The following is a 24,376-nucleotide window of genomic DNA, read 5'->3' on the forward strand; positions in this document are numbered from 1 at the left end:
CTGCCTATGCTTTCAGGATTGATATTAACGCTTGGCTTGTTTTCGCCAATTAGAACATTTGCGCCGCTTATGGTGTTATTACCACCATTGTCAATTTTAGAATTGATTTCATTGATAGAATTAACCAAATTATCTTTTGCATTCGTTTGAAGATCTTCTAATTTGCCTATTTTGCTAGCAAAAAAAGTTTTAACATAGTCCATTACATATTTTGCATTGGCTGCGTGAGTTTCTTCAGTTGCTCCACCTACATGGATATTTTCAAAATGTTTTTTACCGCTAATGTTTTGTTCGCTTTTTGTGTCAATGAAATTTTTTGTAGCTAAATTTTCTTCAATGATCTCATTTGTTATTGCAGATAAATTTTCTTTAGTTAAAATACTTTCTTCGCTTTCATAATCATAATTTTTGATTTCAAAGCTTCTAAGTTCTAAGCTTTTCATATCTAAAATACTTGTTTTATCTTTGCTTTGATTTTCCAAAAATATTTCTAAATTGTCGATATTTGAAAGTGAGTTCTCTTTATCGCCTACAAAATTGATTTTTGAAAGTGGCATTTTTTTAAGTTCAATTTCAAACCATGCAGGAGATTTTGCCATAAAATGCCTATAAGGCTCATCATTGCTAACCTTGCAAAAGCTATAAAGTAAACTGTGATACATGTATTGTGGTGTTCCATCATTTTCATAAATTTCGCTTGAAGTAAGAAAGCCCTCGTATTCGTTTTCTTGTAAAATATAATCTTGGGGTATGTTTTCAAATTCGCCTCCATTGGCGTGGGCTAAATTCTTTGCGCTTCCTTTAGCTAAAATCACTCTTGTAGTAAATGGCGCGATGGTTTTTTCTATGGTTGCGTATTTAATATAAAACTCATCATTTCTATCATCAAAAAGTGCTAAGCCGAGTATTCCAGCATATTCATTTTTCGCACTCAGTTCAAAACGAATTCTTGTTGATTGAGGCACTCTTTTTTCTATCCATAGTCTTCTTACAGATTTTGCTACCGCCTTTTCTAAAGCACTGCTTTGCAAATCAAAATTATCAAGTTCATTAAGGATTAAAGAAATGATTTTTTCATCTTTGGGAATGAGTGCTAAAATTTCATTAAGTTCTGCTTCTAAAACTTCTCTTTCGATGATATTTCTATTGGCTAAGCCTATTGTTAAAGCTTGTTCTATGGCTTCATCGCTAGGTAAAATATGATTAGTGATGATTTGAGTTAGTCTTTGCTTGATGATCTTATAATCTTGCAAAAGTTTTTTTGAATTTTCTAATAATGTCTCATTTGAAGTTTCGTTTGTTGTTTCATTATTTAAACTCATTTTATTTCCTTATCTTGTTTAATCAAAGAAAGGTTTTAGTAGTTTTGTGTATAATTTCAGTGGGTGCAACGCTAAAGGTGGCACCCTTTAGCGTTAATCTCGCCCAGAAAGGCGGTGATTTGATGTCATATAAAATTCTAGTGATTGTTATTATACTCTTATGTATAATCGTTGTCAAGGCTTACTAAGCCTTCCCCCTTTTAAGGGGGCTAGAATACCACCTTTGGCTTAAACTACTAAAACCTATGCTATCACTTTGTGCGAATAAATCCGCCCAAAGTCGCACCACTATAAACCCAAAACCTTTTTTAACCAGCATTTAACGCTGTGATAAGCATTGCAAGAGTGATAAAACACAAAAACCTTAAAGCCATTGCAATTTAAAGCTTTCATAGCTTCTCTTAAGGCTAAGTCTGCAAGGCGATAATCTTCTCTTGTCTTAGCCTTCTCACATAGAAAGTCATGTATTACAACCGCACTTAAATACTCAGGCTTGTTTGGTGGATAAATACTCCAAAAAAGTCTAGGGATATTTGCTCCATTACTCTTAAAACCTTTTTCGATTTTTGCATTTAAACAAGGCAAATAAAATTCATAATCTTGCATGAGTTCAAATCTATCCTTATCCGAAGGCTTTACAATCACTCTTTTTAGTTCCATTAATCTTTTCCTTTCATCATTTGCATTAACTCGCTATTTTCATAACGCTTGATTTCAAATTTAAGCTCGTTAATATTATGATTAATATTATCAAGCTTATCGCCGATTAACTTTGAGTGCAGTTCTATAATTTTATTGCTGCTTTCTAGTTGGGCTTTTGAAATTTGATTATTGACTTTTAATTCATTTAGCATTCTTTCTTGCGTATCGACGCCTTTTTTAATGAAATTTTTGTTTTCATTTAAAATACTTTGCGTCTTGTCAAATTTTTTAAAAAGTTCATAAGCGATAAAACAAGCCATTAAAAAGCCTATTGTTAAAACCGCTATAACTCCGCCCTTATCGATTAAAACCATTAAATCACTCATTTTAAATCCCTTATATCATCTCTAATTTTTTCGATATCATCATCGATTTTTCTTAGCACTTCAAGGATTTTTTCTTTATCATTCGCACACTCAAGCATTTTGCTTTTAAAAAGCTTATAAGAGATGAAAAGCATTATTAAAAACATTAAAAAGCTAATCCCAGCCACGCCCAAGCTTTGAATTTCTTTTGCGAAAGTTAATGAATTTTGCATGGTTAAGTCTTCAATCATTTGTATTCTCCCAATAAAATTCAAGTCTTAAAAAAGGCAAATTAATTGCTTGTATATGATAAAAAGCGTTTTGAACTTGTTTTTTATAATGATATTCACGCATTTTTTTGTGGTAAAAAAGATGATATTTTTAAAATTTTCATTATAATTTTTAGCATTAGCTTTTAAAAAGTATGTAATATCATAAACAAAATATCCATTAATTTCTTTTGTCTCATTTAATAGCTTTTGCCAATATAAATACTCTGTTGCGATATGCGGAATTTTTGTTCTTTTTTCTTCGCCATAAGTTTGAGCTTCGCCACCTATTAATTGCATATAAACACAATTATTAATTGCCTCTGTGTCATTAATAAAAAAAGCATCTTTTTTAATAAGCAAGGTAACCCTATCACTAGCTTTTAAATTCCTAATGGAGCAAATATCATCTTTCTCAAAGTCTAATTCACTAACCTCATCGTTAATACTGATATAAAAATTGCTCCTATCATAAACCTTAGCTAAAAGTTCATCTTCTTTGATAATGTTTTCAAGATTATTTTTACTTTCTTTTAGCTCAAAACTAATATTAGGCAATCTTGCTTCTTTGTGTTTATAAAGCTGGTTTTGTTTTAAAAAAATATCTAATTGTTCTTTTGCAAGATATTGATTTGGTTTGTATATATCAGGATTATTTTTATAAATCGCTTTTTGCAAAGCACAGGTATAAGATTTTCCTAATCCAGTATCTCTTCTTTCAATCGTGCAAGATACCTTACAATAATGGAAATATTCACACTCTAAACAATCTTTACTTAATTCAAGAGTATTTTCCATTATTTGTATATTGGCTATATTTTTCTTTTCTAGTGTTTCAAAATGCTCTTCAAAGATATTTCCAGCTTTTAATTCTTTTACGGCTTGCGATCTATGGCATATATAAGTATCGCCGTTTTTTTGAATTAAAATTCTTCCATTTTCAGCACAATTAACACAGCTTACACAATAAGTTCCCAAAAATTCCCTAAACCAAATATGCTCCAATGCAAATTCGTATTTGCTTCCTTTTAGTCTTATTCTTAGTTCTTCATAAAATTTTAACATGGCTTTATCTTGTGCCATTTTAAACAATGATCTTGCATTAGCACTTTGATAAGCAAACATAATATAAAAATCATTCGCCATATCAAATCCTAAATTTTCAAGCCTTTCTATATCATTTAAAAACTCATCCACATTTAAACATTCGCTAGTCATTGTTGCTGAAAATTGTTTGAAATAAGGATATGTTGTTAAAAGCTCTATACTTTTTAGTGTTTTTTCTAGGGTGCTCTTTCCGTTTTTTAAAGTTCGGTTTTTTTCGTGAAGTCTTAGAGGCAAATCTACACTTCCGCTAATTCCAACTTTATGCTTTATAAATAATTCAAAGAATTTATCTAAATTATAAAGATTAGTTTTAAGATGTATGTAATGTTTTACACCTTTTTGCTTGCTAAAAAGTCTTATATAATCTTTATTTTCTTCTGCATAAGCATTGATAGCTTCTAAAAGTTTTTTAACATCATCGTATGGACTTGCTGTGAGTTCTGATCCATGCAAAAATACTTCTATAATAATCACGCCGTCATCTTTTAATTTTTTGGCTATTTTTTTAAATTGTTCTGCCATATCATCAGTTCTTGAGTGCGTATCTGTTAATTTTCCAAGATAACAATAAGAACAACCAAAATTACAATATGTATTTGGCACAAAAGTTAGTGATTTTCCTTGCATTTTAAAGTCCTTTCGCTTTTTTAAATAATTCATCTACAATTTCATTACTTAAGCTAAGTTCTGATTGAAATTTCAAAATTAAAGGATTATTTCTCTCAAAATCTGTAGCATATTCCCAGCTTATTTTTGTAGCCTTGTCTGCTTTTTCTATCATTGCTTCAATGTCATCTAAAAGTTCTGCCTCTAAAAGAGCTAGTTTTGCTTGTCTGATTGTAATTTTTCTAGGAATTCTGTTTTCATCAAATTCTTGCAATCTTTCTTGCATTTTTATACTATTGTTAATATGATTTTCCACTTCTTCTTTGATAACGCTTTGTGCTAATTCTTTAAGAGTGGGGATATTGGTTTGTGTTTTATCTATTTTTGAATTCGTTTGCTTTAACTCATCTTCAGGCAATAAAATTGCTTGTTTCTCTCCCCAAACAAAAGTATAAATTTCATAAATGAAAAAATCATATTTATCATTATCACTTCCATTCAAACAAGCCTCAAATGAGTTTTTGCACTCATTTAAATGCTTTGCTTTGTTTAAGTCTTTTTGCTCGTTTTTGCCTTGTAAGTCTTGTAGTTTTTTATTGATTTTTTCTAAGGTATCATTTAAATACTTTTTATCACTCTGGCTTAAAATATAAAACATATTTACTCCTTAAGAATTATTACCCATTGAGGTATAAGGGTATGTATCTGACACGGCTGCTCCACTTTGCAAAACACCATTTAAATAGAATTCATAAGTATTCCTTCCCCTACCGCTACCTGCTTTTAAAGCTGTTCTTAAGACATTTGGCGAAGAAGTATTTTTGTTGATTTCTTCTTTGAGTTCAGTTCTTAAAGCATCCACTAATTGTTTTGCTACACCTGAGTTTTCTTTTTTATTTACAGTATTAGTTAAATTAGTAATTTTGGTATTTAAACCTTTTTCCTTGCCATCCACATAAATCTTATTTGTAAATTGATTATTTTGCGTAGGATTTTGAGAACAAGTTGGAAGTTGTGAAAAATTAATAAGCCCTTTTAAAATCGCATCTTTTTCTAAGTGCAAATAATTTACAATCTGCTCGTTAAAGGTTTTAATATCAAGCTTAGTGTCTGTTAAACTCTCCCAACGGTATTCTATTTTTACCTCTTCTTCGCTTTCTTCTTTACCCTGTGTTTCTTCTTCGCTTGGTGGATTTTCTTCATTTGGCACTTCATAGGCTCTATAAATAAAGATTTCTCCTGTGCTAGTCTTAAACCATATATCATTAACCTTAGCTTCAGCTGGCGCTTCGCTTTGCACGAAAGTAAAAGCTCCTGAAGACTTTTCTACTTTAGTCAATCTTTCATCTAAAGCTTGCTCTACACTTTCAAGATCAAGTTTTGATTTATTAAGCCAAACATTTGCATTTTCAGTATTGTCAATACAAATAAATATTTCGCCTGTAGTGGTATTAACCCAAGTTACACCGACTTTTAAAGGATTTACATCATCAGTAGGATCAGCACCGACTTTATATTCAGCACCCCTATCTATCACTTCAACGGCTTCATTGACTTTTTCAATCGCCATTTGTGTTTGTTCTTGTATAATTTTCAAACTCTCATTGCTTAAATTGCTAAATTCTTGTATAGCTTGTTTGCTTTTATTGTCTATATTTTCAAAAGCTCCATCATATCTGTCTCTGATTTGTTTAATATCATCAGCCAAAGCCTTAAATTCGTTGTATTCTTCTACGCTAGAAATTATCATAAAATCTCCTTATCATCTGTTTTTTTACTTTCATAATCAATCACTCCTTTTTCTATTAATACTCTTTCAAAAGAAATTAAATGCGCTAGAATTTGACTATCTTCTTGATAATCGTTTCCACCTCCATTGTCGATAATTTTTTGAATTTGTTCGTTTGTGTGTTTGGTTATTTGCGAAATTGCGTTTTGGCTAAGGGTGTTAATTTCAAGCTCTGCTTTGATGATTAATTCTTCTTTTTTAGCTCTAAGCTCATTTAGGCTTAAATTTTTAGTATTATTAAGCTCTAAACTAATCTCTGCACCTTTTTTCTCAAGTTCTACAATGGCTGATTTTATAGTTTCGTTGATTGCACCTAATGCAGAATGCGCTCTATTATCAGTTTCTAAAGCTAACTCGTTCATTTGCTGTGCTAAGGCGTTTGCTTCCTTGCCAAAAGGATCCATAGCACGCACAAATTTATCTGCCATTTCATCGAAATTTAAAGGATTTTCTAAATCAGGCGCTGGAGGTAAAGGAGAAATAAAAGCATCGATTTGTTTCATTGTAATTTCCTTGCTTTAATCTTTAAAAATTGTTTATTTTGGCTTTCATCTTGTATGCCTAAAATTTCATATTTTTCATCTCTAAAAACCAAGAAATAAGAAAAATCAAGCTCTAAAAATCTAAGCTCAAATTCATGTGTAGCAATTAAACTTAATCCGTCGTTTAAGTCTTTATTTTCCATACTTAGATTTTTGCAACTTGCATAAACTTCCTTAAAAAGTAAATCTTGAGTAAAATCATCTTCCAAAAATTCATTTTTACCTTGTTCTTTTTTATAAATCTTAATCCTATGTTTAAAATTATTTACTTTCATTGCCCTTGCCTTTTAAAAATAAGTTATCTTATAACGCCTAATAAGCTCACTTGAAATTTTTGGCATATTTGCACCATCAAAAGCCATCAAAACATAGTTTTTAAGCCAAAGGTTTATATCTTGAGGTAAATTCTCATAACCAAGATTTACTATCATATTTCCACAACCTATTACATAAAGCACACCGCCATCTGTTTTAAATTCAGCTTTAAAATTAGCATTTTTTAAGGCATTAAAAGGGGCTAAAATCACTCTTTCATTAAAAAAATCAACTTCATAATCATTTAAAGTTAAGATACGATTAGTTCTTGTTTCAAACTCATGCGCTCCAGCTTTTAAAAACTGCTTTAAATTTTCATCAAAAACATCACTATCAAGCCTTAAAAATGCTCTTAATTCTTTAATATCTATAAGTTCTTTTTCGCTTTCTTTTAATGCTCTTAATCTCATTTTTTGCCTTTTTTATCTTCTTTAGATGTTTTTTGCTTTTGTGTATCTTCTACTATTTCTTCTTTTTGATCTACAAAATCCACAATACCTTTTTTCAAAAGCCTTGAGGCTTCGCTAGTTTCTAGCAAAACCTCATCGCCTTTTTTGTAAAAAACATTGCCACTTAAACAACACTTAAAAACTACTTTTTGCATATTTTCTCCTTATTCAGGACAAGAGATTTTCAAAATAGCTTCATTGATAATAATTTTTGCATCAAGGCGACTTCTGACTTTAATGCCTATCATGTCATTTTGCGCATAAAGTTCATTTAGTCTTGTAAAGCTCATGGTATTTCTATCCCAAATTTCATAAAAGCTAAAATCCCCAAGTATAGCAGGCACTTTTAAAGCACCAAAACCATCTAAAGAAGAGCAATAAACCACCCTTTTACCCAAAATCGTGTCATATCCACCTGCACTTAAAGCTGGAAGCCACAAAGGACGATTGTCGCCATCTACGAGCTTATAAACCGCTTTCATAAACTCATCACTCACAAGCCATACTGCATTTTTTCTATAGGCTGATTTTAGAGCAAAAAAAGCATCGATGATATCATTGCTTGTTATACCCACATTTGATGCAAGTTTAAAATCATTGCTTGTATTAACTAAACCTTGCGGTTTTTTCACCCCATCACCATTTACAAATGCTTGCTCTTCAGTTAAAGCAATTTTTTCGGCACTTTTTCTAATTAAAAAACTTTCAAGATTTGAGATATTATCATTTAATAATTCTTCGCTAATTTTAATAATACCGCCTAATTTATGTGCCCCTATGCTGACTTTTGAAAAACTTGCATCCGCACTTTTAAAAGCTGCCATTTCATCAATCCAATCAAAACCGCTAACATCATCAAAAACGGGAATATCTTGATTTGAATTTGAGCTTTGCACAGATGCGATTTGTCTTATAACATTTAGATCGTTTAATTTCTCTCTGATTTTTGATTGTAAGCTTGTAGGCACTAAAACACCACCTTTATCACTCGCACTCTCATTTAAATCTCTTTTTAAACTCTCATCAATTACACCCCTTCTTAAATAATTCACAAAAGAATTAAAATTATCTTCTTCGCTTCTTTTGGCGTGTGGATTTTCTTCTAAAACTGGGCTTACAATTTCATTTAAATACTTTTCTCTTTCAAATTCCGCTTCCGCTCTTGAAAGTTCTTTTCTTTTGTTTTCAAAATCTTGCATTAAAGCTTCATATTTTGCATTTTCCTCTGCATTAAAACTTCTTTGCTCATTTTTAGCTTTATTTGATAAAGCCACCATTTGCTCGTGTAAATTTCCAATTTCTTGTCTTATTTTTTGCATTTTTACTCCTAAAAAATTGATTTTTGCAAAAGATCGATTTCCCTATCTCTTGCCTCGCTTAAAGCTTTAACTTTTCTTTTTTCGTCTTCTTCTTCAAAGCGCTTTTTAGCGTTTTTATCCGCACCTTTCCAAACCGCACTGAGTTCAAAAATTTCAAACTCTGTTACCAAGACCCTTTTAGGTGTGCTTTGTTTGTCAATGTTTTGTTTTAAAACCCTATAACCTATAGACACATCGCTTAAAATGCCATCTTGATATTTTTTAAAAATTTCTAAACTTTTTTCATCTTTCGCAAAAACACAGTCGCAAACTAGCTCACCATTTTCCACCCTAATATTTTCAATCCTTGCGATTGCATTATCCACACTTGGATTATGGTCTTTAAAAAGGGTTTTAAGCTCATCAAATTTTGCACCCCTGATATCTAGTTCCTCTAAATACTCGCCAAGCTCCCAATCAAAACGCTTACAAGTATTGGAATTTGAAATCATTGTAAAAGTGAGCGTATTTATTTCTTCGTGTACACTTCTAAGTCTTGCAGTATCTGCTCTAATGTTATTACTCATCTAAAATCCTTTTTTATTTTAAAAGGATTTTAGAAAAAGTTTAAGGCATTAAAGTGCGTGTTAGACTAAAAATTTAAATTTTTTAAATCAAACCTTGAATGTTTAGTTTGTATTGCAAATAATCATCAATCTCTAAAGGTGCTGAATAATCTTTTAAAATTCCAAAAGTGGTTAATTTTTTAAAGCCATTTTCGTTTTCATCGCCTATAAACAAAGCCTTAGTATTATAAATTTGAGAAATCAAATCATCATAATAATCAAAGTCTTTTTTCTCAATCGCAACGACAAATTCTAAATATTTTGCTTTTTTCCCTGCTACAACATTTGTCACACCCCATTCATTTGTCGAAGTTTTAGAATAGTTTAAATAAGTGCTACTTGCTGGATAAACAGTAATGCCTACGAATTCTTTCTTGCCTATAAGTAAATGTCCTAAATTTGCCACATCTCCCATAGCTTTAAAATTGATAGTTATCTCACCTCTAATTGCAAAAGGCAAAAAGATAATATCATCTTTATTGATTTTAAATTTACCAAAGAAATACTCCCACCAAGTGCGCGATTTTCTATAAATCATACTTTTTTCACTGATGATTTTACCGTCCTTTGTTTCGATTGTGATTTTAGACATAAAAAGATTTAAAAAAGCAATACAATCAAAACTTTCATCGCATTTTATTTTAATACTCCAATCACTACTGGCTATAGTTTGTGTTGAAAGTTCATCGTCTAAAAAGGCGTTCTCATTAGTGGGTGCAAATTTAACCCATTTATCAAAATACACATCAGGTTCTTCGTGTGTATCTTCATCACTTGCACTTACCCAAATAAAACCTTTAAATTGCACTTTTTCATCGCTTTTATAAGTTGTTTCCTTATTCCATAAAGGCGTCTCATCTTTTGGAGCTAAATTTTCTAAAACTTCAAATTCGAAAGGTTTAACTATGGTCATCTTTTTCCTTTTTAAATATTTTCCGCAATTTCTCTTGTTTGCTTGGTTAAAATGCTTAAATCCATATTTGCTCTTTTAACGCTTTTATCTACATTATCAATCTTTACAGCAATGAGTTCTAGTTTTTCATTTAAAACATTCATTCCGTTATTAATTGCTTTTTCAAAGGCTGAGCTTATCTTTTCAAAAACCCCACTTGCATCAATTTTTAAGCCCTTGCCATCTTTTAATGGAATTACAGCCTCAGGATAGCCGTTTTCTCCAATTAAAGCATTTGTAGGGCGTGTAACTATCCCACCATCTGCAAAAGCTTTGTAATTTTTGTAAGGATTTTTAATCTCATTGTTTAAGTCATTATCAATATTTTCTTGATTGTTTTGATATTGTAAAAGGGCATATTGTAAATTTTTAAGCGTTGTCTCTGTAAGCGTGGCTCCATCTTTAATGGATTTAATCGTTTCTCTTAAATACTTAGACATTGGGCTATCTTCGCCTAAATACTCAATCATTTTTTCAATCTCTGCTTCACTTTGAGCGATAAGAGTTTTTTTATACTCTTTTAATTCCTCTAAAGTCATATTTGAAGTATCTTTTATAGTTTGATCTAGCTTTTCTTGTAGTTTTTTATTTTCTTCAGTAATAGTTTCTATTTTATCCTGAATGGAATTTAAGTCTGCCTCGCCACCTAAATCTTTCATTTCATTTGCCATTTTTAACATTTCAAGCTGATACTGGGCAAAGCTAGACGCTTCATTTTTAATATCATTTGCTTTTTGTGTTGCAGCGTTTTGCAAAGCAGCAAAGCTAGAGCTTGTAAGATTGCCATTTTTAAAATCATCTTTAGCCTGTTTTAATATTTTGTCGTAATTTAAAGCAATACTCTCACTTGTACTTACGGTTTGATTGATTAAATTCGCACTAAAAGTTCCTAAAGAATTTAAAATGCCAAGCTCGGCATTTAATTTCTCTAAAAGTTTATTATTTTCATTTAATTTCACTTGATCAGCATACTTGCTTCCATCTTCGCTTTCATAAGCATTAATAAGCTTTTCTACCTCAGCAAGTTTGTTTAAATGTTCGCTTGAAAAAATTAAACCATTTTGTGCATCACTTATTTGCTTAAATTGCGTGATAATTTCTACAAGTTGCTTTCTAAGTTCTGTATTGCCTGTGCTTAAAAACTCATTCAATCCCTCGTAACCTAAGGCTAAAAGTTTATCATTGGCACTAAATATATCGCTTAGCATTTCTTTTTCGCTCTCACTTAAATCATCTTTTAAACCACTCATTAAGATTGCGTAAGAATTCATTAGATTATTTACTTCAAAAACACTGTTTGAAATTCCATTTGCTCCTAAAAAACTCTGATTGATTTGCATAAGCTCCTGTGTTTTTTGTATGATAGAATTTAATAAATTATTCACTTGCTCTTGTGCCTTAGCGTAAGCCTCAAATATATTTTGCCAAGTTTGTAAATTCTCAGGACTAAAATCATTTCTCAAGCTTTCATTAAATGCTTCATTAAGCTTTTCTGCACTGATTTGAGCTATATTATTAAATTCATCTTCTTTTAAACCAAATAATTCAAAGCCACCTGTTGCATTTCTTATTGAAGTTGTAAGCGCATACATTGTGTCATCTAGGGCTATTTTTGCTACTTTAGCAGGATTATTTTTATAAATCTCGCTTAAAATTTGACTTTGCATTTGCATAAAAGTGCCAAATTGATTAGCAAGTTGTTGTGCATAACTTATGCCGTTTTCTTTTGCCTGTGCTTTTATGGCTGATATGTTTTGATTGAAAACATTTCTATCATTTGTGTTTAAAAAACTCCATAATAAAGAATTAGGCAAAGCACTATCAAATAAAGAATTATTCGCATATTTACCTGCTGCGATTTCAAATTTATCTAAATTAGCTCCTAGCTTTACAAGTGTTGCGTATTGATTTTCTAAAACTTTATTAATTTCTTTTATTTTTTCATCGTTTATATTTTGATATTCAGTCCAGCTTTTTGATGAAAACCAACCTTTCTTTTCATAATCAATATAGCTTTGTAAATTTCCTTGAGAAAAATAATCCCCAAAATTAATATCTTCCCATAATTGCAAACCACTACCAGTAGCCTTAGTTTTACCAAAAATTCCACCAATCACACTTCCTAAAAGCCCACCAACTATAGTGCCAATGCCAGGTAATATCACAGAGCCTATCGCTCCACCTATAGCTCCTCCAGTTCCTGCATGGGTATTAGCATTAAAAAGCCAGTCTCCTAGGCTTCCTATACCATAGCCTAAAAGCCCACCCATAGCCGCATTAGCTAATGTTCCGCCTATAAAGCCTAGCCCACCACCTAAACCTTGAGAAAAAGCACCACTTGCACCACTTAAACCCATACCTGCTAAAGAAGCACCGTTGCTAAAGCTTGCTCCAAGTCCTAACCAATTTGCCAAATAAGCAGAGCCGTTAGCCAAAAGATTGCTTCCAAAAGCGCCTATAGAATTAATCCAATTTCCTAAACTATCAAATAAAGAATTAAAACCATTGCTTATAGTAGAGCCAAGATTATCAAACATTGAGCCTGTTTGAGTGATTAAATCACTCCCGCTTCCATGCAGTGCAGAGGCAAAATCATCAGCCAAAGCCGCACTAAAATCCCCACCAGCATTACCACTACTTCCAAGCCAAGAAGTGATACTATCCCAAGTAGCACCAGCTTTTTCTATCCACTCGCCACTCATAATTCCTTCTAAGGCATCAGCACCGCTCATTATGTTTGAGATATCATTAAATACACTTGAGCCTTGCTCGATATTTCCAGCCTTATCCATGATAACTTCAGTGCCATTCACAATGCCTTCATATTTACCTGTCTCATCATTAAATTTTAATCCATTGCTATTTGCAAAATCCACAACCGAGCTAATTCCTGTATTAATAGTTCCATTAGTTGTTGCGCCACCACTTCCAAAAGCAAAATTTGGCAATAAGCCACCTAAAATTCCACTTCCAGCCTTAGATAAAAAGCCACTAAGTGCTGAAATATAAGGGCTTAAAAAGTCTTGCAAAATAGTTTTTCCTAAGTCTTTAAACAAGTCTTTTAAAGTTTTTATTTTTCCATTTATAAAATCAAAAAAGCTACTTTCGATAGTTTTTTGCATATTGGCTATCATTTTGTTGTATTCTTTTTCGGTTTCGCTCATTTGTTTTTTAGCGTCTTTGCCCATTTGCATGTAAGCATCTTTGTTTACTTTTATCATTTTTTTAAAATCTTCTTCGCCTATAAGCCCTTGAGTAAGCAAATTTGCATATTTTTCTCTAAGCTCAATCTCTTTTAAAGCCCAAGCTTCTTGTTTGTTGCCTATGCTTTCGTAAAATTCAATCATCAAATTTTTAGCTTCTTCAAATTCTTTGTTCGCACTTTCCAGATCAAGATTGATTTTAAGGCTTTCTTCTGCTTGTATTAGTTTGTTTTTATCAATGCCTAATTTCTCCCACTCTTTTAATTTTTCATTAATTTCTCCTAATTTTTTATCATATTCACTTAATCCAATTTGTGAAATTTCTTTCAAGGCTTTGTTTTGTTCTTTGATGCGTTCAATATAATCTTTTTTAGCCTGTTCTGCCTTTTTTAAAGCCTCTTGTTTATTATTTGCCTCTTCATAAGCATTATTATTTGCTAAAGCTTCAGAAATAATGTCAACTTGCGCAACTAAATTATCATTATTTTCCCAACCTTTCATGCTTACAAGTTCAAGTAATTTTTCATTAAGCACAGCAACAGCTTTGCTAGTTTTTTCTATCTTATCGCTTTTAATTTCAGGAGCTTTTAATTCTTGAAGTAAATTTACAGCATTGCTTAATTCTTTATTTAAGCTTTCTATATTTTGTAGCTTTATTTGACTTTTTGATTTATTTTCCAGCTCGTAGTTAATAGCTGCTAATTTTTGCATAAGATCCGCTTGGACTTTTAAATCGCTAATGTTTCTTTCCTGCATAATCCCTAAGCTTTTAAATGCTTTGTCGCTTATTTGTTTATAAAAATCTCCAATAGACTTAAAAGTGTATTCGCTTAATAGATCTCCAAATTGCGTGTTTTTTAGCCCTATATTTTCTATAGTTTTTATTTGATTTTCTAGTTCGTCTTGCAAATTTTTTAACTCATCAATGCTACTAAATTCGACTTTTGATTTAAAATTTGCGTTGATTTTGGCATTTTTTTCCTCAACTCTATCTAAAGCACTCTCTAAACTTAAAAGCCTTTCAATCAGCACTAAAGGAATGGCTTGTTTAGCTAGATTAGCCAAGCTTTTAAAACCTTGTCCCAAAAGTAAAGTTTTTTTATTAATTTTATTAATACTTTGAGTATTTGATAGCATTTGCACTTTTTGCATATAAAGCGCATTTGTGCTTTCTATGATTGATTTTCTAAAATCCAAAAAACCTTTTGTCAAAATATTAGAAAGCTTTGAATAAACCTTTAAACCTGCATAAGCTATGCCTATATTTACAAGCAATGGGGCTATATTTTGTAAAGTTTTTATAAAATCTTGAATTTGTTCTTCATTTTGTGATATAAAGGTATTTAATTGAGATAAATTTTGATTGATATTTTCAAATAAAGGTTCACTCAATTCTCTTTTAAATTTATTGATATTTGATCTTAAAAGATTAACATTATCTTCATAAGAGCCTAAAGCAAGCTCTGCTACCTTTACATTTTCACTTGTTTTTTTCATAATTAGTTCATATAAACTACCACTTTCATTAGCTTCCTTGATAGCCTCATTGGTAAGCCCAATTTGCTTTAAAAATCTACCAAGATCTGAGCTTGCTATCACAGCCCCGCTTCCAAGTCCATCAATGGTCATTTTTAGCTGTTCTACGCCTAAACCTGAAATTTTTAGTGTTTGCATTAAATTTTCAAAGCTTTTTACGCTTTGATCAAAATTCATACTTTTTGCCGCTCCAGCATAGAAGCTTTGAAAAATATCAGCTAGATCTGAAACCGCATACCCTGATTTTTGAGACAATATATTAAATTTTTCTAAGGTTTTACCGCCTTCTTTTAAGGATAGTTGATATTTTTCTTGTATTTTTAAAACCTTACCTGTGGAACTTATATTTGATGAATTAGTGGCAATAAGCGATGCGATATTTTTCTTAGTTTTTTCATATTGAGCATTTAATTCTATAAAAGAATGAGAAAAATTATAAACATCTGGTGCTAAAGCTTTATAACCTTGATAAGCCTGTGTTAAATGAGCATTCATATCAATAACGCTTTTTGAAAGTCCTAAAAGGCTATTTTCTAGCTCTTTGTTATATTTTTTTACATACTGCGTGCTTTGATTGAGCTTTTCGAAACTTTTATTTAAATTTCCAACGCTTACTACACCGCTATTTGTATCTACACTAACGCCGACTTTAACATTTTTAGCCATTTATATTCCTTTTAGTTTTTTTGAGTAAAATTTAAAATTAAAAATGGAGCTTTTAAATTATGTTTTTCTCTTATATTCCGCTTAGTTTTGGGATAGTTATTTTCTTGCTTTTTATATTTTTCTTGATGAAAATTAAAAGCCAAAAAATCCTTAAAAATAAAAATTTTCTCAATGAATATCAAATTTGTAAAAATGAGCTTAATATCTTTAAAAATGCGGTTGAAAATTTTGTCAAAAATAAAGAAGTGAAAAGCATTTTGATAAGTGCTAATACTTTGAAATTTGTAGTTAAATACAATGCTTTCGGCAATGATTACACAAAACAATTTAAGCAAATTTTGCAAAATTATCCAAACGAAAAAGAATTTAATATAGAAATAAACCATTTCTCACCCCAAAAGATTTAAAAAGTCATCTTGTAATTTTTTAATATCTACTTTTTGCACCTTGTTAGTTTCTTGCTTAGTATGTTTTAAATGAGTGCTTAGCAAAAAGTCTTCATTTGTGCATTTTGCACCCATAAAAGAAGCTAACATATTAAGCAAAATACTCATCTGTATTTCATTTCTATCGCTTGATAAAGGCTCAGTGCTTAAAAAATACATCCACTCATTAAATTCAGCCTGTGTTATACTTCTTTGCAACTCGCCTACACTACGCCCAAGAGCAAGGGCAAGGCGATAGACTAATCGCCCTTGCTCTGTTGCTTTGGGACTTCATTTGTAAATTTTAAGATTTCATCTGCAATTTTTGAGAAGAGATTTAAGCCCTCTTGATTAAGATTGTCAAAAGTTTCTTCATCGATTTTTGGACTAAGCAAACATTTCAAGATGATTTCTTTTCTAAAATTTGAATTTCTTTTAATTAAATCAACGCTGATTTTATTCTCTTTTTTTTCTTGCAATTCTATGCCATTTTTTTCCATAATTTCTAATTGCTCGACCATGGAAAGCTGACGAATTGTAAATTTTTCATCTATATCATCAATGCTGATTTCCTTTTTACCTAATGAGTTTTGTTTTAAAAAATCATTGAATTTCATTTTTTACCCTTTAAAGAAAGTGTTGCACTAAAATTTCCATTTGCAAAAGTTTGCTCTTCTGCTGCACTTGCATTGCCTGTGCTTTGATCTATAGTGTATTTTTTACGAATATCTGCATTAGCTGGATAGCTAAGAGTTAAAGCATTTGGATAAAAATATACTGTTTTACCTTTTAATTCCTCGTAAGTTTGTCCTCGCACTGGCTCAGTTTTTATCTCATGCACTACATTTGTATCGCTTTCCTTTTCCCAAGCCTTGTCCGCTTCTTTTGTGATTATAAATTCATTATTTTCATTAAAGGTTTGCGTGCTAGGATTTGGCACGACACCACGCACCTCATCAAAAACATAAACCAATCTTTCATCGTTTAGCTCTGGTTTTTCTAATGTGCTTTCTTTTGTATAAAAATAAATAATTTTGCCTTTTTTATCGCTCATCACATCGCCTACATTTAAAGCAACTGTTGTATGTTCTACATTTTCACCCTCTTCAAATCTAAAAGGCGTGATATCTTTTGCTTCGCCGATTTTTTCTGCTGTAATATTTGCGCTAAATTTATTATTTGCTTCACTTTGAAGTTCAAATGCTGTGAGTTTTATTTTGATTTTGAGTGTAGTTTTTCTCTCATCGTTAATCTCTACGATGATAAAAACTTCTTCATTGTCTTCAAAAGCTTTTTCAAGATAATGCACACCTTCGTAACTTTCAAGCTTGTCATCTTTTATGAATTTATAAAGCAGGTTCATATTAACTGTAGCTGAAGTTTTTTTGCCTACCGAATTAATCTCTTCATAATCCCTATCGTTAATTGGGCTTAGTTTTTGACTTTCTCTAGTCCCGCCTTTAATGCCTGAAATACTGGTTAAAAATCCTGCTTGTATGGCTTGTTTTTGTGCTGCTTCCATCCCGCGTGATAAAACCAAAACTCTAAGCCCTTGCACATCTGGGGCATCTGTAATTATTTTGTCTTTTGACATTTTTTCTCCTTATATAAGTAGTAATGTAAGGAGATTTTAGAAAAAGTTTAAGGCATTAAAATGCGTGTTAGGATTTTTTACTCACTTTTTTCAAGTTTTTATAATTTACTTTAACTCGTTAAAAAGTTTAATGAATGAAAAAGGTTTATGGCGTTATAGAATAAATGATTATCGCTTAATTTGTTTAAATGATGATGAAAAATTAACCATACCTTGTCTTAAAATGGGGCATAGAAAAGAAATTTACAAACGATAAGTGATAAAAATCTCACTCATAAAAAATCCGCCAAGTTCGTCTTTTTCTTCGCCATTAATTAAAAATTCAATCGGTTTTTTATGAAAATCTAAAACAAAAATTTCCAATTTACTTTTTAATTCTCTTAAATCTTTATATTTTGGTGCATAAAGGCGTAAATTTAATTCAAAATCTTTGTTTAAAATCTTATCATCTAAACTCAAAATAAGTTCTTCACTAAGCACTTCATAGATGATAAAAGCGTTTTGCATTTTTTCTTTTTCTCTTGAAAGTGGATAAATTTCAACATTTAATGCTTGTTTTAATGCTCTTAAAATTTCACTTAAAAAATCTTTCATTTAAAATCCTAGTTTATTTAACTCATTATTTAATTTGCTTTCAATAATGATATTTGCTTCTGGATCTATTTTATCTCTTGCTTTTTGCATGGTATAAGTGCCTTTTACAAAAGTGGTTTTTCCGCTTGTATTTGGTTTTCCTTTTGCACTTTTTTTCACTCCACCTTTATGCCAAAACCCATACTCTATAAAGTGAGCATAGTATGCACTTGCATAATAATCAATCCTTTGTTTTTTATCATTTTTCTTTTCTTGCGTCCATTTTTTAGAGCTTTTTAAGGCTTCATATCTTTTTTTACTTACTTTTTTCATCCTAAAAACAACTGCTGCTGCACGATAAACACCTTTTTCTAAAGTATAACTAGAAACCGCTCTAACACTTTGCTTTAAAAGTCCGCTTTGTTTAGGAATATTCCTTTTATAATCATTTGTGATTTCTTTTGCGGTTTCTAAAGCACCTTTTTTAGCCGCATTTGGCAAAGCTTTCTTATTTATATTTTGCAAATCTTTCATTAATTCATTCAAGCCTTTTACCTCAACCATTTTGCGTTCCCTTTCGGTCTATTTTGGCAAGATTAAGTGGTATTAAATGATCGTTTCCATTATCAATTGGGTTCATTTCTTCTAAGGCTCTTACTTCGTTTATACTCATCACACCATTACTTAAAGCTTTTACATAACTTTCCCATCTTGAAGAGCTATCAGCTCTTAAAATAGCATTGATATTGAATTTAAAATAAAACTGTCTTCGTTCACTTTGATTTAATAAAAAGCGATTTAGAGCCTGTTCGATTTTGGTTGTTAATGGCGTGATGGTTTGTACCATGTAATTTGTTTCTTGTTGTTCGATATTCGAAAAAGTTGCACGGCTTAAATCCCCAAGTTTATGTGGCGGAATATTAAAAAGCCTTGCAATTTCTATCACTTGAAATTGTTTGCTTTCTAAAAACTGACTGTCTTTATTTGCGCTTGTGGTTTGCGTATAGCTTGAGCCACCCTCTAAAATAGAGATATTATAAGCCTTCTTTTTGCTATAATTTTCCTTGAAAGATTGTTTTAGCCTCAAATACGCTTCATCGCTTAATTCATTTGGCACAGATATAACACCACTTGTAAAACTTCCATTTTTAAAAAAGCTAAGTCCGTGTTGCTCTATAGCTGTAGCAAGTTCTGCAGTATTTTTGCTTTTTCTAAGTGGTGCGATACCTTTTACACCGTCTTTAGTGTGATAAGGCACATTTAAAACCTCATCATAATTTAAAACAATACTGCCACTTTTTGAGTAGCTTTGATAAAAATATTTTCCTTTCATTTTAAAAATATTAATATCTTTGTTTTCTATGAGCTCAATAGAATACACCATACCATTTCTTTTTCTTACAGGATATAAAAAACCATTACCATAAATTAGCATTTGCACCATAAAAGCCTCAAAAAGAGTAAATGGCGTCATAGTTTCATTTGGAGCAATTTTTATGAGTTCATGCAAGGGGTGATTTGTAGCAATTTTTGCTCCATCAGTCGTCCTTTGATATAAATTTAAAGGCAAAGATGCTATGGTCTCACTAATGTTTGAAATTGCCGCAATTACCGCCGAAAGCTCTTCAGCTTTTATTTTATCATTTAGAAAAAAATCAACACTATTAACTAATTCATCGCTTCTTAACTGTTCTTTTTTTGCAAATAATGATCTTAATTTATTAAACATATCAAAACCTTTTTTGCTTATTTTAGAAAAAGTTTAAGGCATTAAAGTGCGTTTTAGAAAAAAAATGTTATAATTTTTACGATCATAAGAATTGTAAAACTTTAAAAAACAAGGTTTTAGACTTCTTCTGAGAAGGAGAGTTGGCTCATTTATGAGTTACCCCGTCTTAGTGCGGGGATATTATTTTATTTGTTATTTTTTCTCTAATTATTTCTAAATCTTCTTTTTTGATTTTTCCATTGTAAAAGCTTATTATTCTTTTGGTATCAAAAGTTCTTACTTGCGATAATAGAGCTACTTGCTTTCTGTTTTTACTATCTGTGAAGTGATGATAAAGAAAGCCTGTTTTATTTTCTATTTTACTTGTTAGTGGAATGCCAACAAAAAGATTAACATAATCTTTAATGTATATTTTGTTTAAAACTAAAACTGGTCTTTTAAAGTCATTATGTTTTCCATAAACTTCACTGCCTACATTTTGTCCTATGCTAACCCAATAAATCTTACCTATGCTTATTATTTTATTTTCTTTTGTCTGTAGCTTTTTCTTTTCATTGTTCCATTTATCAAATTTATCATTATAATTTATCAAAAAAAACTCCTTGAAAAATATAATTTTACTCATTTTTACTTCTAATTTCATTAAGCTATAAAAACCTCGCGCCTCTTTTTTCATAAACATTGATTTTTAGTTTTTCTATGCTGTTTTTAGTAGCGATTGCAGTGACTAAAGCTGAAATTGCATCTATCCTTTCGCTTGATTTTTTCTTATCAGGCTTTATGTTTTCTCTTGCATCTTGATCAATGACTAAATTTGAATTGCACCATCTAAAGATGGGATTGTTATTGTGATTTAAAGTTTGTTTTAAAACTCTGATTTGGTATTCTTTTAAAGGTTCGCTAATGCTTGCAAAACCTTGCCTAATCTGAACGCATTCTATATTTTCATCGCTTAATTTTTTGGCTACTTCTAAGCTATTCCATGGATCATAACCTATCATTTTGATATTAATTTTTTTATTTAGAGCTAAAATATCGTTGATTAAATAATCATAATCAACACTATTACCTGGCGTTAGAGTTAAAAAGCCAAGTTTTGCCCATTCTAAATAAGGCACTTTATCTCTTTTACTTCTCTCTCTTGCACTAAGTTCTGGTGCGTAAAATTTAAAATCCACATGCAAGATTTTATCCACTTCACAAATTAAAGCCAAAGCGGTTAAATCAGTAGTAGTAGAAAGGTCAAGCCCAACATAAACATCACCTTTTAAATCAAGCTCTTTAAGGCTACATTTCATAAAATCATCATCTTTTATAAAAGAAGTGGCATTTGAAGTCCATATGTTTAAATGTTTTGTTTTAAAACTTACTTCATCATTTGCGTTTGCTAAAGCTTTTTGATAATATTCTCTTAATTTTTCAAGCTTTACGCCATAGCCTAAGGCTGGATTAACTTTAATCCAAGTTTTCTCATCGTTCCAATCATCATGGGTATCAGGCTCATAAATCTTTGCATAAGTTGATGGGTCGTTTATAATGCCATTTTTAACTTGTTTGCAGTAATCATATTGCTTTTTCATCTCGCCAAAATGATTATATCCTGCCGTTGAAATGACTATACATAAAGAATTCGCACGGCTTGCGGTTCCTTCTTCTAAAACCTTATATAAATCGCCATTTTTAGCAGCGTGAAGCTCATCGTAAATAAAAACATAAGGTCTTAAACCATCTTTTGTCTCGCTTGTTGCGGTTAATACCTTAATAAAATCTTCAAATTTGGCATTTTTCTTGCGTATTTCTCTATATGTTTTGTATTGATAGCACAATTTATTTAATTCTTCTTCTTGGCTTACCATAGACGAAGCGGCACTAAAAACTAATTTTGCTTGTTCGGTTTCGTTTGCGGCACAATATATTTTTTTACCTTTTTCTTTATCAATAAATAAAAAATAAAGCAAAATAGCTCCGATTAGCTCGGTTTTACCATTTTTTCGTGGAATAAAAAGCAAAGCGTAAGAATATCTTCTAGCATTTTTTTCCTTAGAATAAGTGGCGATGATATCGATGATAAACTCGATTTGAAAATTTAAAAGCTGAAAGGGCTTACCGGCTAATTCACCATCGGTGTGCTTTAAAAGAGAGATGAATAAAACCGCTTTTTTAGCTATTTTTTCATCGATATAAAAGGGCGAGTTTTCAAATTCTTTGTTTTTTTGCTTAGCATAAGCTAAAGCGTAATTTAGTATATCTTCTCTTGCTCGTAATTTATCCATATTTTAACTTTCATCTTCTAAAAGCACATCAAAGGCTGATTTTTCTTTTTTCTCTTTTAAATTTAGCCTTGCACGATTTGGAGAGCCTATGCCTAAAACTTTTGCTAAGCCTATGACATTTTTAGTTAAAGAGTTAAAAGCTACAAGCTCAGGTGTTACGATAGGCGTTCCTTTATCTGTGCTTGTTGTAAAACCTTTTTTCTCCATTTCCTTGCTCGTGCATTCTAAAAAAATGAGATTTTTAACATAGGCTTTGATAATATCATTTTCTAAAGGATTATAAATGCCTAAATTTTCTAAATCTTTGATAGTTTTTTGTGTGAGTTCTTGCTCTATGGTTTCTAAATCTAAAGGCTTAAAATCATCTTGCGTTTGTGTTTGCTCTGTTTTATTTGCCTTTGGCTTTTCTTTTATCGAATTTTCATCGATATACAAAATCACTTCGTTTTGCTTGGAATTGTAATGATTTTCATCTTGTCTTTTTTTAGCAAGTCTTAAAATTTCATCTTTTGGATAGGGTTTAGCTTTTCCTTTTAATACTTTTATGCCATTTTTCTTTAAATATCTGCTTAAATAATTTTTGGAGTTGATGTTTAAAATTTGTAAAACCTCATCAATGTTTAAAAATTCTTTTTGCATTAAACGCCTTTTTTATTTGTATTTTAATGATATTTTAAGGCGTTAAAATGCGTATTAGTTAACTTAAAGCAAAATTTGGCTTTTTTAGAACGCTTTTGATAAAAATAAAAATTTCAAATAAAGATTTTACCTTACTTTGCTTGTGTTTTGGTTGGTTAATTGGTAGGTTAAGTATAGCGTTATATAAAAAACTGGCTCACATTTTTTCGTGTCTACCACTTCGGTGTATTTTTTGGGCTTTCATAGAGATTGCATACCCCATCCCTTAAGCTCGTTTTTAGTCTTTTCATTATGACAAGCCATACATAAACTTTGCAAATTTTCTTCACTCAGTCTCTCACCACCTTGTTTAATTGGCGCAATATGATCTATAATTTTTGCAAACTTTCCACACTTCACACAAAATGGATTTTTATTTATAAAAGCATTTCTTAATTTTCTCCAAGCCGTGCTATTATAAAAATCTGAACTTGCCTTATCTCTTTTAAAACAATCATATCTCTTATTTGCTATTTTCTTAAGAGTTTTATCGCACTCTTTACAAGAACTTAAATGAGTTTGTATTTTCTTTCCACATTTACAAAGTTTATAGGTTGTCATTTTTATAAAATCCTATCTCGGTTTTTTTAGAAAGTTCAACTTTAAATTCATATTTAAAATCATCATAAGGCTTAATCACATAACAATCATAGCCCACCTCTAGCAATTTTATAAACCAATCAGGAAGCAAAACAAAAAAATTACTTCCTACTTGTTTGATTTTAAAACCACTTTTAAGCTCATTTACATTTCTGTAAAAATTATCATACAAACCTAAATTACTTGCAAAAAGCTTTACAGGCACTGCATTAACAATAATATCTTTTTTATTAAACATATATTTTCTTTTAAAAAGCTATAGTAGGATTTAGTAGTTGATGAGATTATAGCTAATTTTCATATAATAAACTTTTAAATCATTATAAAAAATTTTTAATTTTGGAATATTTATTGCTCTTACTAAGAATGTAAAAAATAAAATGTGATTTTACATTATTTCTCTAAGCGCTATTCTATAATAAGCATTGCACAATACCATCGTGTTTATTTTCAGCGGAATATAATAAAACCGCATATGTTTTTTAATCGGATTTTAATAAGTATATTCATAGCACTTTTAATCGGATTTTAATATTAAAAAATTTTGTATATAAGTGGGTTATTTAGTGGGTTACTTTAAAACATAAAATACCTATTTTGTAGGTATTTAAATACTTTTTTTAATATTCTGCTAAATCCACCATTTTTCTACACAAACTTACATTTTTTCTATCGAGTTTATAAAATTCAAACAAATAACTTTAATATAAAAAGCATTCTCTACTGTTATCTTGAGTTCTCTTTTCGTCATCTTGAGTGAAACGAAGAATCTCTGTTTTAAAGAAGTTTTTGTTTTACGAGAGAAAAAGCTGTAATG

General features: G+C 30.7%; 28 protein-coding genes. 2 read left to right on the top strand and 26 right to left on the bottom strand.

The genetic code is table 11. The features are described from left to right. From ELQ16_RS09230 to ELQ16_RS09300, 15 genes are all read right to left on the bottom strand, one after another. Positions 1–1,322: hypothetical protein (locus ELQ16_RS09230; protein WP_208335097.1), on the bottom strand; the 1,322-nt coding region annotated here is incomplete at its 3' end. 288 nt (positions 1,323–1,610) lie between these two features. Further along, entirely contained in the window at positions 1,611–1,982 is a 372-nt protein-coding gene (locus tag ELQ16_RS09235) for a DUF1353 domain-containing protein (RefSeq protein ID WP_134239303.1), read from the bottom strand. After that, entirely contained in the window at positions 1,982–2,350 is a 369-nt protein-coding gene (locus ELQ16_RS09240; protein WP_134239304.1) for a hypothetical protein, read from the bottom strand. Before ELQ16_RS09240 ends, ELQ16_RS09235 begins: the two co-directional genes overlap by 1 nt. Next, on the bottom strand, positions 2,347–2,580 hold the full coding sequence (locus tag ELQ16_RS09245) for a hypothetical protein (RefSeq protein WP_134239306.1): 234 nt from the start codon (positions 2,578–2,580) through the stop codon (positions 2,347–2,349). Before ELQ16_RS09245 ends, ELQ16_RS09240 begins: the two co-directional genes overlap by 4 nt. Before the next feature lie 27 nt (positions 2,581–2,607). Further along, complete coding sequence (locus ELQ16_RS09250) at positions 2,608–4,332, bottom strand: radical SAM/SPASM domain-containing protein (protein ID WP_243832625.1); 1,725 nt, start codon at positions 4,330–4,332, stop codon at positions 2,608–2,610. A 1-nt stretch (position 4,333) separates the two neighbouring features. Beyond that, entirely contained in the window at positions 4,334–4,969 is a 636-nt protein-coding gene (locus ELQ16_RS09255; protein ID WP_134239307.1) for a hypothetical protein, read from the bottom strand. Positions 4,970–4,978: 9 nt separating this feature from the next. After that, a complete protein-coding gene (locus tag ELQ16_RS09260; RefSeq protein WP_134239309.1) occupies positions 4,979–6,061 on the bottom strand; it encodes a hypothetical protein in 1,083 nt (360 codons plus the stop codon). Continuing rightward, the gene (locus tag ELQ16_RS09265; RefSeq protein WP_134239310.1) at positions 6,058–6,603 is read right to left on the bottom strand and encodes a hypothetical protein; all 546 of its coding nucleotides are present in this window, start codon (positions 6,601–6,603) and stop codon (positions 6,058–6,060) included. The genes ELQ16_RS09260 and ELQ16_RS09265 overlap by 4 nt, the downstream gene beginning before the upstream one ends. Then, positions 6,600–6,917 carry a head-tail adaptor protein gene (locus tag ELQ16_RS09270; RefSeq protein ID WP_134239312.1) on the bottom strand — a complete coding sequence of 106 codons (318 nt, stop codon included), beginning with the start codon at positions 6,915–6,917 and terminating at the stop codon, positions 6,600–6,602. The genes ELQ16_RS09265 and ELQ16_RS09270 overlap by 4 nt, the downstream gene beginning before the upstream one ends. Before the next feature lie 12 nt (positions 6,918–6,929). Further along, positions 6,930–7,367, bottom strand: a complete 438-nt coding sequence (locus tag ELQ16_RS09275; RefSeq protein ID WP_134239314.1) for a phage gp6-like head-tail connector protein — start codon at positions 7,365–7,367, stop codon at positions 6,930–6,932. Further along, complete coding sequence (locus ELQ16_RS09280) at positions 7,364–7,561, bottom strand: hypothetical protein (protein WP_134239316.1); 198 nt, start codon at positions 7,559–7,561, stop codon at positions 7,364–7,366. The genes ELQ16_RS09275 and ELQ16_RS09280 overlap by 4 nt, the downstream gene beginning before the upstream one ends. Positions 7,562–7,570: 9 nt before the next feature. After that, on the bottom strand, positions 7,571–8,725 hold the full coding sequence (locus ELQ16_RS09285; protein ID WP_134239317.1) for a phage major capsid protein: 1,155 nt from the start codon (positions 8,723–8,725) through the stop codon (positions 7,571–7,573). An 8-nt stretch (positions 8,726–8,733) separates the two neighbouring features. Then, positions 8,734–9,291: an HK97 family phage prohead protease gene (locus ELQ16_RS09290; protein WP_134239318.1), complete on the bottom strand. Its 558-nt coding sequence runs from the start codon at positions 9,289–9,291 to the stop codon at positions 8,734–8,736. Positions 9,292–9,373: 82 nt separating this feature from the next. Then, on the bottom strand, positions 9,374–10,243 hold the full coding sequence (locus tag ELQ16_RS09295) for a hypothetical protein (protein ID WP_134239319.1): 870 nt from the start codon (positions 10,241–10,243) through the stop codon (positions 9,374–9,376). A gap of 11 nt (positions 10,244–10,254) precedes the next feature. Then, positions 10,255–15,687 carry a hypothetical protein gene (locus ELQ16_RS09300; RefSeq protein WP_134239321.1) on the bottom strand — a complete coding sequence of 1,811 codons (5,433 nt, stop codon included), beginning with the start codon at positions 15,685–15,687 and terminating at the stop codon, positions 10,255–10,257. Positions 15,688–15,746: 59 nt separating this feature from the next. Between ELQ16_RS09300 and ELQ16_RS09305 the strand changes: the two genes are divergently transcribed. Continuing rightward, on the top strand, positions 15,747–16,094 hold the full coding sequence (locus ELQ16_RS09305) for a hypothetical protein (RefSeq protein ID WP_134239323.1): 348 nt from the start codon (positions 15,747–15,749) through the stop codon (positions 16,092–16,094). On the opposite strand, the gene ELQ16_RS09310 is transcribed toward ELQ16_RS09305, so the two are convergent. The 3 genes from ELQ16_RS09310 to ELQ16_RS09320 form a co-directional block, all read right to left on the bottom strand. After that, complete coding sequence (locus ELQ16_RS09310) at positions 16,077–16,292, bottom strand: hypothetical protein (protein ID WP_134239341.1); 216 nt, start codon at positions 16,290–16,292, stop codon at positions 16,077–16,079. The two genes, ELQ16_RS09305 and ELQ16_RS09310, sit on opposite strands and share 18 nt — an antisense overlap. Positions 16,293–16,372: 80 nt before the next feature. Beyond that, entirely contained in the window at positions 16,373–16,729 is a 357-nt protein-coding gene (locus ELQ16_RS09315; protein ID WP_134239325.1) for a DNA repair protein, read from the bottom strand. Further along, complete coding sequence (locus ELQ16_RS09320; protein ID WP_134239326.1) at positions 16,726–17,706, bottom strand: hypothetical protein; 981 nt, start codon at positions 17,704–17,706, stop codon at positions 16,726–16,728. The genes ELQ16_RS09315 and ELQ16_RS09320 overlap by 4 nt, the downstream gene beginning before the upstream one ends. A 130-nt stretch (positions 17,707–17,836) precedes the next feature. Here ELQ16_RS09320 and ELQ16_RS10445 point away from each other — a divergent pair, with 130 nt between their 5' ends. Beyond that, positions 17,837–17,962 carry a type II toxin-antitoxin system RelE/ParE family toxin gene (locus ELQ16_RS10445; protein WP_279586268.1) on the top strand — a complete coding sequence of 42 codons (126 nt, stop codon included), beginning with the start codon at positions 17,837–17,839 and terminating at the stop codon, positions 17,960–17,962. On the opposite strand, the gene ELQ16_RS09330 is transcribed toward ELQ16_RS10445, so the two are convergent. The 8 genes from ELQ16_RS09330 to ELQ16_RS09365 all read right to left on the bottom strand — a co-directional run bounded on the left by ELQ16_RS09330 (position 17,950) and on the right by ELQ16_RS09365 (position 23,797). Next, positions 17,950–18,300: a hypothetical protein gene (locus ELQ16_RS09330; protein ID WP_134239328.1), complete on the bottom strand. Its 351-nt coding sequence runs from the start codon at positions 18,298–18,300 to the stop codon at positions 17,950–17,952. The genes ELQ16_RS10445 and ELQ16_RS09330 overlap by 13 nt on opposite strands. After that, positions 18,301–18,843 (bottom strand): HK97 gp10 family phage protein, encoded by a 543-nt coding sequence (locus ELQ16_RS09335; protein ID WP_134239330.1) that lies wholly within the window; start codon positions 18,841–18,843, stop codon positions 18,301–18,303. It lies immediately after the preceding gene. Next, entirely contained in the window at positions 18,836–20,008 is a 1,173-nt protein-coding gene (locus ELQ16_RS09340; protein ID WP_134239332.1) for a phage portal protein, read from the bottom strand. The genes ELQ16_RS09335 and ELQ16_RS09340 overlap by 8 nt, the downstream gene beginning before the upstream one ends. Positions 20,009–20,174: 166 nt before the next feature. Beyond that, positions 20,175–20,600 carry a type II toxin-antitoxin system PemK/MazF family toxin gene (locus tag ELQ16_RS09345; RefSeq protein ID WP_134239333.1) on the bottom strand — a complete coding sequence of 142 codons (426 nt, stop codon included), beginning with the start codon at positions 20,598–20,600 and terminating at the stop codon, positions 20,175–20,177. A 55-nt stretch (positions 20,601–20,655) separates the two neighbouring features. Next, positions 20,656–22,281 carry a terminase large subunit gene (locus ELQ16_RS09350; RefSeq protein ID WP_134239335.1) on the bottom strand — a complete coding sequence of 542 codons (1,626 nt, stop codon included), beginning with the start codon at positions 22,279–22,281 and terminating at the stop codon, positions 20,656–20,658. 3 nt (positions 22,282–22,284) lie between these two features. Then, positions 22,285–22,920 (bottom strand): P27 family phage terminase small subunit, encoded by a 636-nt coding sequence (locus tag ELQ16_RS09355; RefSeq protein ID WP_134239336.1) that lies wholly within the window; start codon positions 22,918–22,920, stop codon positions 22,285–22,287. A gap of 240 nt (positions 22,921–23,160) precedes the next feature. Continuing rightward, a complete protein-coding gene (locus tag ELQ16_RS09360; protein ID WP_134239338.1) occupies positions 23,161–23,520 on the bottom strand; it encodes an HNH endonuclease in 360 nt (119 codons plus the stop codon). After that, the gene (locus ELQ16_RS09365; protein WP_134239340.1) at positions 23,507–23,797 is read right to left on the bottom strand and encodes a hypothetical protein; all 291 of its coding nucleotides are present in this window, start codon (positions 23,795–23,797) and stop codon (positions 23,507–23,509) included. Before ELQ16_RS09365 ends, ELQ16_RS09360 begins: the two co-directional genes overlap by 14 nt. Between the last annotated feature and the right edge of the window lie 579 nt (positions 23,798–24,376).

The organism is Campylobacter sp. US33a (assembly GCF_004378855.1).
Lineage (GTDB): Bacteria > Campylobacterota > Campylobacteria > Campylobacterales > Campylobacteraceae > Campylobacter_D.